Annotated in this window: 8 protein-coding genes; 6 read left to right on the top strand and 2 right to left on the bottom strand. The window is 66.3% G+C overall.

Annotation, left to right across the window (positions count from 1 at the left end; translation table 11 throughout):
* Window positions 1–125 precede the first annotated feature (125 nt).
* From fgd to cofC, 4 genes are read left to right on the top strand one after another with little or no spacing between them, the layout of a single operon-like run.
* Window positions 126–1,154: a glucose-6-phosphate dehydrogenase (coenzyme-F420) gene (gene fgd / locus ACLP25_RS00510; RefSeq protein ID WP_442467294.1), complete on the top strand. Its 1,029-nt coding sequence runs from the start codon at window positions 126–128 to the stop codon at window positions 1,152–1,154.
* Window positions 1,151–1,915 carry a coenzyme F420-0:L-glutamate ligase gene (gene cofE, locus ACLP25_RS00505; protein WP_442467293.1) on the top strand — a complete coding sequence of 255 codons (765 nt, stop codon included), beginning with the start codon at window positions 1,151–1,153 and terminating at the stop codon, window positions 1,913–1,915. The genes fgd and cofE overlap by 4 nt, the downstream gene beginning before the upstream one ends.
* A complete protein-coding gene (gene cofD, locus ACLP25_RS00500; RefSeq protein ID WP_442467292.1) occupies window positions 1,912–2,880 on the top strand; it encodes a 2-phospho-L-lactate transferase in 969 nt (322 codons plus the stop codon). The genes cofE and cofD overlap by 4 nt, the downstream gene beginning before the upstream one ends.
* Window positions 2,877–3,560, top strand: coding sequence for a 2-phospho-L-lactate guanylyltransferase (gene cofC / locus ACLP25_RS00495; RefSeq protein WP_442467291.1), 684 nt, complete (start codon window positions 2,877–2,879; stop codon window positions 3,558–3,560). Before cofD ends, cofC begins: the two co-directional genes overlap by 4 nt.
* On the opposite strand, the gene cofH is transcribed toward cofC, so the two are convergent.
* Window positions 3,557–5,953, bottom strand: a complete 2,397-nt coding sequence (cofH, locus tag ACLP25_RS00490) for a 5-amino-6-(D-ribitylamino)uracil--L-tyrosine 4-hydroxyphenyl transferase CofH (protein WP_442467290.1) — start codon at window positions 5,951–5,953, stop codon at window positions 3,557–3,559. The genes cofC and cofH overlap by 4 nt on opposite strands.
* Before the next feature lie 130 nt (window positions 5,954–6,083).
* Here cofH and ACLP25_RS00485 point away from each other — a divergent pair, with 130 nt between their 5' ends.
* On the top strand, window positions 6,084–6,947 hold the full coding sequence (locus ACLP25_RS00485; RefSeq protein WP_442467289.1) for a TIGR03620 family F420-dependent LLM class oxidoreductase: 864 nt from the start codon (window positions 6,084–6,086) through the stop codon (window positions 6,945–6,947).
* Between the two features lie 49 nt (window positions 6,948–6,996).
* Window positions 6,997–7,968, top strand: a complete 972-nt coding sequence (locus ACLP25_RS00480; protein ID WP_442467288.1) for a D-2-hydroxyacid dehydrogenase family protein — start codon at window positions 6,997–6,999, stop codon at window positions 7,966–7,968.
* Between the two features lie 125 nt (window positions 7,969–8,093).
* On the opposite strand, the gene ACLP25_RS00475 is transcribed toward ACLP25_RS00480, so the two are convergent.
* Window positions 8,094–8,279: helix-turn-helix domain-containing protein (locus ACLP25_RS00475; protein ID WP_442467287.1), on the bottom strand; the 186-nt coding region annotated here is incomplete at its 5' end.

The following is an 8,279-nucleotide window of genomic DNA, read 5'->3' as shown; positions in this document are numbered from 1 at the left end:
CCGAGTTTCATCGCACGCTCCTCAATAAGCATCCCGCGCGATCCGATAAGGGACCGAGCCGTCGCCCTAACAGGTGGTCTGAGCTATGTATCCGCCTTGGGCCCCATGACAAACGGAGGCGGATCGTGCTGAAGCTTGGATATAAGGCGTCGGCGGAGCAATTCGGACCGCTGGAGTTGCTGAGGTTCGCCTGTCTTGCGGAGCAGTCGGGCTTTGACTCGGTCTTCATCAGCGACCACTTTCAGCCCTGGAAGCATCACGGCGGCCACGCGCCGTTCTCGCTTGCATGGCTCGGCGCCCTCGGTGCCCGGACGTCGCGGATCACGATCGGCACGAGCGTGATGACGCCGACCCTTCGCTATCACCCCGCCGTCGTGGCGCAGGCTTTCGCTACACTCGGAGTCATGTTTCCCGATCGGGTCGTGCTTGGCGTCGGCACCGGAGAATCGCTGAACGAGGTCCCCTCAACCGGCATGATCTGGCCTGATTTCAAAGAACGGTTCGCGCGCCTGCGCGAGGCCGTAACCTTGATGCGTCAGCTCTGGACCGAGGAGAGGGTGACGTTCGAAGGTCAGTATTATCGCACTCGGGACGCCACCCTTTACGACCGGCCCGCGACGCCGGTTCCGATTTACATCGCCGCGGGCGGCGCGTTGATCGCGAAATATGCCGGCCGAATGGGGGACGGCTTGATCTGCACCAGCGGCAAGGCGTCGGAGTTCTATACCGAGACGGTGTTGCCAAAGGTGCTGGAGGGGCGAGGCGAGGCGGGCTCGCGAGCGCCTGACTATACCCGGATGATGGAGGTCAAGGTCTCCTTCGACACGGATAGGAAACGCGCCCTGGAGGATACCCGCCACTGGGCGGTTCTCGCCCTGACGCCGGAGGAGAAGCTTTCCGTCCACAATCCGGAGGAGATGGAGCGCCTTGCCGCCGAGCTATCGGCCGAGCGCGCCGCGAGCCGCTGGATCGTCTCAACCGATCCGGACGAGCATGTAGAGAGGATCGGCCGTTACGTCGATCTCGGCTTCAGGCATCTGGTCTTTCACGCGCCGGGGCCTGATCAGGAGCGGTTCATCCGGCTGTATGCCGAGCACGTTCTGCCGCGCCTACGCCACCGTTTCGGCGCGCCGGACGGCTTCGTCGGCGCATGACTTCCCTGGAGGTCGTTGCCCTGCAGGGCCTGCCGCTTATCGTGGCCGGCGACGACCTGGCCGAACGGGTTGCGTCAGCCCTCAGGGAGAACCGCGTCGCGCCACGCGCCGGAGACGTGCTTGTCGTCGCGCAGAAAGTAGTCTCGAAGGCCGAGGGTCGCCTCGTCGACCTCGCGACGGTTGAACCCTCCGCTAAAGCTGTCGCCCTTGCAGCGGATGTCGGCAGGGACCCGCGCCTTGTGCAGGTCATTCTGTCGGAGTCGGTTCGTGTCGTACGGGCGCGCCGCGGCGTTCTGATCGTCGAGCACCGGCTCGGCTTCATCATGGCGAACGCCGGGGTGGATCAGTCGAATGTGGCGCCCACGGATGGCGCGCAACGCGTGCTGCTGTTGCCCGAGAACCCCGATCGGAGCGCGGAGACGCTGCGGCGCGGACTGGCGGCGCTGACCGGGGTCGACATCGCGGTCATTATAAACGACAGCTTTGGACGTCCCTGGCGCCAAGGAACCACCGGCGTCGCGATCGGCGCCTCGGGCCTGCCCGCGCTGATCGATCTGCGCGGACGGCTCGACCTGTTTGGCCGAAGGCTCGAAGTCAGCGTGATCGGTTTCGCCGACGAGGTCGCGGCCGCAGCGTCGCTCGTGATGGGTCAGGCGGATGAGGCGCTGCCGGCAGTTTTGATCCGCGGGCTGCGCTGGTCCGCTCCGGAATCGACGGCTGTCAGCATAGTCCGTCCCCCGAATGAGGATCTTTTTCGATGAGCGGGGATCTCGTGGTCGCTCTCTCGGGCGGCATCGGGGGCGCGAAGCTCGCGCTCGGCCTCAGCTGGATCCTGCGTGCGGACGATCTGCTTGTCGTCGCCAATGTCGGCGATGATTTCGAACATCTCGGCCTGCATATCTCGCCGGACGCGGACACGTTGATGTACACGCTCGCCGGCCTCGACAACACGAAGTTGGGCTGGGGCCGGCGGGACGAGACGTGGTCGTTCATGGAAACGCTGACGGCGCTCGGCGGCGAGGACTGGTTCCGGCTCGGCGATCGTGACCTGGCAATTCATGTCGAGCGCACCCGTCGGCTGCGGCGGGGTGAGCCTCTGTCCGTAATCACCGCCGACTTCTGCCGCCGGCTCGGCGTCGGTCCCCGCGTGCTTCCGGCGACCGATGATCCGCTGCGGACAAAGTTGCGAACGGACGAGGGATGGCTCGATTTCCAGGATTATTTCGTGCGCCTTCAGTGCCGTCCTGTCGTGCGGGAGCTCGCGTTCGAGGGCGCCGACGCTGCGAGCCCTCATCCTGAGCTGCTGGCGGCCCTGCGCGACGAGCAATTGCGCGCGGTGATCGTCTGCCCGTCCAACCCGTTCATAAGTGTCGAGCCGATCCTCGCGGTTGCGGGGATGCGCGAGGCTCTTTCCGCCTGTGCGGCCCCTGTTATCGCGGTGTCCCCCATCATCGGCGGGCGCGCGGTCAAAGGTCCAACAGCCAAAATGATGACGGAACTGGGAATGAAGCCAAGCGCCGCTGCGGTTGCGCAACGCTACGGCGATCTGCTCGATGGCTACGTGATGGACAACGCGGACGCAGACGAGGCGGCTCTTGTGGCGCCGAGGGTGACGCTTGCGCCGACGCTGATGACCACTCTCGCTGAGCGCGAGGAGCTGGCTCGCGTCGTCCTCGGGGCGGCGGACGCGCTCGCCTCATTGAATCGCGCCCAGAATTTCGCGTGAGCGGCGTCTGGGCCGTCGTGCCGGTCAAGGAGCTGACGGGCGCCAAAGAGCGGCTTGCGTCGTGCCTGACGCCTGAGGATCGTCGCGCGCTCGCGACGATCATGCTCGAAGATGTCCTCGACGCCTTGAGCGCGGTCTCGCAGCTTGCCGGCATCGTCGTCGTCACGGGCGATCCGGTCGCGGCGGCGCTCGCTGGCCGCTACGGTGCGCGCATCGTGGCGGAAGGCGCGCGGGAAGGTCATACCGGCGCGGTCATGGCTGGCGCGCGCCTGCTTGTTCGCGAGGGTCGGGCCGGCATGATGACGATGCCCGGCGATATCCCGCGCGTATCGCCAGCCGAGATCACCGAGACTTTGGCCGCGCATGGGTCCGCCCCTTCCTTCACGATTGTGCCGGCGCATGACGATCTCGGATCCAACACCATCCTCTGTTCGCCGCCGGATGTCGTTCCGCCGCGGTTCGGCGAGGATAGCTTCTTCCCCCATCTCGATGCGGCGAGAAGCCGAGGGATCGAACCGCGCGTCGTCCGCCGGCCGGGCATCGGGATGGATATCGACCATCCCGTCGATCTCGTGAACTTCCTGAAAATGTCGCCCTCTGTACCGACCCGGACGCTCGCCTTTCTAGAACAATCGGGCATCGCCGCTCGCCTGCTGACGGCGGACCAGGGTTCCCGTTAGGCGGCGGCGATGAGTTTCCGGGGCGGCGTCAGAACAACAGGCGCCAGAGCGGCGGCGTTCAGCGATGCGGCTCGCCGCTCCTCCGGGACCGGGCCGTAGAGCGTGCTCCGCTGCTCCGGCGTTCGCCCAAGCGACCGGATCAGGACCTCCATCGCCTCGGGCGGAAACTCCTGGCCGTGCTCGGATCCCGCAGCGCGGGAGATGCTCTCGTTCATCAAGGTGCCGCCGAGATCGTTGGCGCCGGCCTTGAGGCACGCCGCCGCTCCCTGGGGTCCCATCTTGACCCAGGACGTCTGGATGTTCGTGATGTGGGGGTGAAGCGCCAGTCGCGCCACCGCGTGCATCAGCACCGCTTCGCGGAACGTCGGCCCGCGCCGAGCCTGACCCTTGAGATACATCGGCGCTTCCATGGGCACGAACGGCAACGGCACGAATTCCGTGAAGCCGCCGGACTCCATCTGCAAATCGCGCAAGAGTATGAGATGCCTTGCCCAGGCCAGGGGATGTTCGACATGTCCGTACATGATCGTGCATGTCGTGCGCAGGCCGAGTCCATGCGCGGCGCGGGCGACTTCGAGCCACTCTGCGGTGTTCACCTTGTCCGGGCAGATGACTGCGCGCACCTCGTCGTCCAGGATCTCGGCCGCGGTGCCCGGCAAGGTGTTCAAGCCGGCGTCCTTGAGCTCAGCCAGGAACGACCGGATTGGCCGTCCGAGCGTCGCGGCGCCCTGCGTGACCTCCAATGGCGAGAAGGCGTGAATGTGCATCTCGGGCAGAGCGGCCTTGATGGCGCGGCAAATGCCGAGATAGGTCTCGCCGGTATGCTCCGGGTGAATGCCGCCCTGAAGGCAGACCTCGGTCGCGCCTCGCTCCCAGGCCTCAACCGCACGGCGCACGATTTCCTGCAGCGCAAGGTCATAGGGCGCGCCGCGCAGCGCCTCATGCGTCTTCCCCTTGGAGAACGCGCAGAAGCGGCAACGATAAGAGCAGATATTGGTGTAGTTGATGTTGCGGTTGACGACGTAGCGGACGGTCTCGCCGCTCGTTTCCCGGCGCAGGTCATCGGCGGCGTCAATGACACGCTGGTAGTCCGCGTCGCGCGCCGCGAACAGCCGCACGATCTCCGGCGAATCGAGGCGGTTGCCGGCTTGAGCGCGTTCGATGAGGGCCTCGATCGCCGGATCAACCGAGCGGGCGTGGATCGTTGGCGCCTGCGGAGCAGCGGTCGCGCCAGGCGCCCAATGGTCATCGCGCGCCAAGCCTTCGGCGTCGCTCAAACGGCGCACCTGCTTGGCGACCTCCGGGGCTGCCCAGGTCGCGAGGTCTCGCGCGTAGGCCGGATAGATCGGCAGCCGATGCACGAGGAGCTTGCCGGCGGCGGCCGTGCGCTCGGCGAGCTCAGTGATCGCCGGCCACGGCGCCTCCGGATTGACGTGATCCGGAGTGACCGGAGAGATCCCGCCCCAGTCGTTGATCCCCGCCGCAATCAGACGCGGATAGACGCCCGGCGACAGGTTGGGCGGCGCCTGAATATTCATCGTCGCGCCCAGAATCAGGCGGGCGGCGGCGATGCTCCAGAGGAGGTCGTCCAGATCAGGCTCCGCGGCGCCGGCGAGCTTGGTGCCAGGCTTGGATCGGAAGTTTTGGACGATGACCTCCTGAACATGCCCGAAGCGGCGGTGCAGATCGCGGATGGCGAACAGCGCCTCGAGGCGCTCGCCCCGAGTCTCGCCGATACCAATCAGAATTCCGGTGGTGAAGGGCACGCGCAGCTCGCCCGCCAGTCGCAGCGTCTCGAGACGCGCTTCGGGCCGCTTGTCAGGCGAGCCAAAATGAACGCCGCCCGGTCCGCTCAGCCGCTCGCTCAGCGACTCCAGCATGACGCCCTGGCTGGCCGATACTGTGCGAAGGCCGGCCATCTCGGAACGGCTCATGATTCCGGGATTGGCGTGCGGCAGAAGTCCCGTCTCGCGCAGCACCAGCGCGCACATCGCTTGCAGATAAGCGATGGTGGTTTCGTATCCGAGCGCGTCGAGCGCGTCGCGGGCGGCCCGGTAGCGCAGCTCCGGCTTGTCGCCGAGCGTGAAAAGCGCCTCCGTGCAGCCGGCGGCCGCCCCGGCGCGCGCGATCGCGAGCACCTCGTCCGGCGAGAGATAGGCGCGCCGTCCCGCGCGCGGCGGCTCCGCGAAGGTGCAATAATGGCAGACATCCCGGCAAAGATGGGTGAGCGGGATAAACACTTTGCGCGAATAGGAGATGCAGCGCCCATGCGCTTCGTCGCGCAGACGGCCCGCGGCGTCGATCAGCTCCGCGAGCGGGGCCTGCTCGAGCCAAACCCCAAGCGCGTCATCGCCCGAATCGCCCATCGAATCCCCTCTGACGCAGTTCGGCATCGGTTCCGTGTCCCTTGGAGCGGGACGGCGGATGATGTGGTATCTCTGTGGTCATTGCAAACCCGTCGAGGACGGGATGCTGATTGCCGACCCTGCCGCGTGCACGCGGCCCATTCGGGGAGTCTGCGTTATGAGGCAGTTGGGAAAACTCGGCGTCTGGTATCCGGTCGACCGTTTGGACGGAGCCGGGATCAGGCGCTTGCTGCAGACGGTCGAGGACCTCGGCTACTCCGCGCTCTGGTACCCTGAATCACTCGGATACGAATCCCTCTCAATCGCCAGCTTCATGCTCGCGAACACGACACGGCTGATCATCGGCAGCTCCATCGCCAGCATCTATGCGCGCGACGCTTTTACCGCCCGGCGCGGCCTGCGGAGCTTGTCCGGCCTCTATGACGATCGCTTCATTCTCGGCCTCGGCGTCAGCCACGCGCCCATGGTCGAGAGGGTGCGTGGTCATGTCTATGACAAGCCGGTTCCGGCGATGCGTCGCTATCTCGACGGCGTCTACGAGGACCCTGCGAACGCGACGGAGTGGCCCGTCGTCATCGCGGCGCTGGGGCCTTTGATGCTGAAACTGGCCGCGGAGCGGACGGCGGGAGCCATCCCCTATAACGTCACTCCCGAACACACCCGCGAGGCGAGAGCCGCCCTCGGCCCCGATAAGCTGCTCGCGGTGGAGCAGAAGGTTTGCCTTGAGACGGACGCGGCGGCCGCGCGCGGCCTCGCCCGGCGCGAGTTGCATCGCTATCTGACCTTGACCAACTACCGGAGCAACTGGCTGCGTCTGGGCTTCACCGAGGCCGAGCTCGCCGACGGCGGTTCGGACCGGTTCATCGAAGCGATGGTGCTCTGGGGCGACCCGACGAAGATCGCCAGCGACCTGAGCGCGCATCTGGCGGCGGGGGCCACGCAAGTCTGCATCCAGCCGATCCATGCGGAGGGCGATTGGGACGCGCGCGATCGGACCCTGACGGCGCTCGCAAACCTTTGAGCCTTTCGACGTCTGCGAGGCCCTATCTGCTCCCACGGAGGAGATGTTCATGGTCAAGATCGCGATCCTCGATGACTGGCAAGATGTCGCCCGCGGCAGCGCCGACTGGTCCCTGCTTGCTTCGCGCGCCGATCTGACATTCTTCGCCGACGCTTTCGATAATGAGGATCAGGCAGCCGCTGCGCTTGCCGATTCCGACATTCTCCTGACCATGCGGGAGCGCACCGCCTTTCCCGCGACGCTCCTCCGCCGTCTCCCCAAATTGCGCATGATCGGCATCACCGGAGCCAATGTCGCGACCCTGGATCTTGCGGCTTGTTCCCGCCAGGGCGTGGTTGTCTGCAACACCGCGGGCGGCGGCTCTGGCGCTCCCTTTGCGACCGCTGAATTGGCCCTTGGCCTGCTGATCGCCGCCGCTCGCGCCATCCCGGTCGCCGACGCGACTATGCGGGCAGGCGGTTTTCAGCGCGGCGTTCCCGTTGGTGTGAGCCTTGCCGGCAAGACGCTTGGCATCGTCGGTCTTGGACGGCTGGGAAGCCGCATGGCCCGCTATGGCGCTGCGCTCGACATGAAAGTGATTGCCTGGAGTCCGAACCTGACGGAAGCCAGGGCCGAGGCCGCGGGAGCGCGTCTTGCCAGAAAGGCCGAGCTCATGGCCGTGTCCGACGCAATCTCCGTGCACATGGTCCTCTCGCCCCGAAGTCGCGGCGTCATCGGGGCCGAAGACATTGATCTTATGAAGACGGGCGCAATATTGATCAATACGTCCCGCGGCCCCCTGATCGACCAGGGCGCTCTCGTCGCCGCAGTGCGGGCCGGCAGGATCAACGCGGTGCTGGACGTCTACGACAAGGAACCGCTGCCGCGGGACCACCCGCTCCGCGCCGCCGGCAACACGGTGCTGACGCCCCATCTCGGATACGGAGTGGAAGAGACCTGGCGCGACTTCTACCCGCGCAGCGTCGAGAATGCCCTCGCCTTCCTGGACGGGGCGCCAATTAGAGTTTTGAACGCTTCCTAGCCAATATGTGTGAAGAGCCGCCTGACATTGACCCAATGCCGCCGACGCCTCAGGCGTGTGGGCCTCGGCGGCGTCCACAAGCGCTCACGGCAATCGCCGACTCAAGGCCGGCGGATCCGACGCCCTCACAAGACGCCCCATGCCCGATATCGGCCGCGGCCCGTCGCCTCGCGCAGGCCCAGCTCGGCAACGAGGTTCTGCGCCGCCCGCGGAGTGACGCGGAGCGCCCTGCCGATCATGCCGGCCGAGATAAGCGGCCGCGAGAGCACGAACTCGATCAGCTCGGGCAACCGGGAAGTGGAGCGGCGGCC

It is taken from the genome of Roseiarcus sp. (assembly GCF_052145395.1).
Taxonomy (GTDB): Bacteria; Pseudomonadota; Alphaproteobacteria; order Rhizobiales; family Beijerinckiaceae; genus Roseiarcus.
The sequence above is the reverse complement of the archived record's forward strand: the minus strand, read 5'-3'. Positions and strand labels throughout refer to the sequence as shown.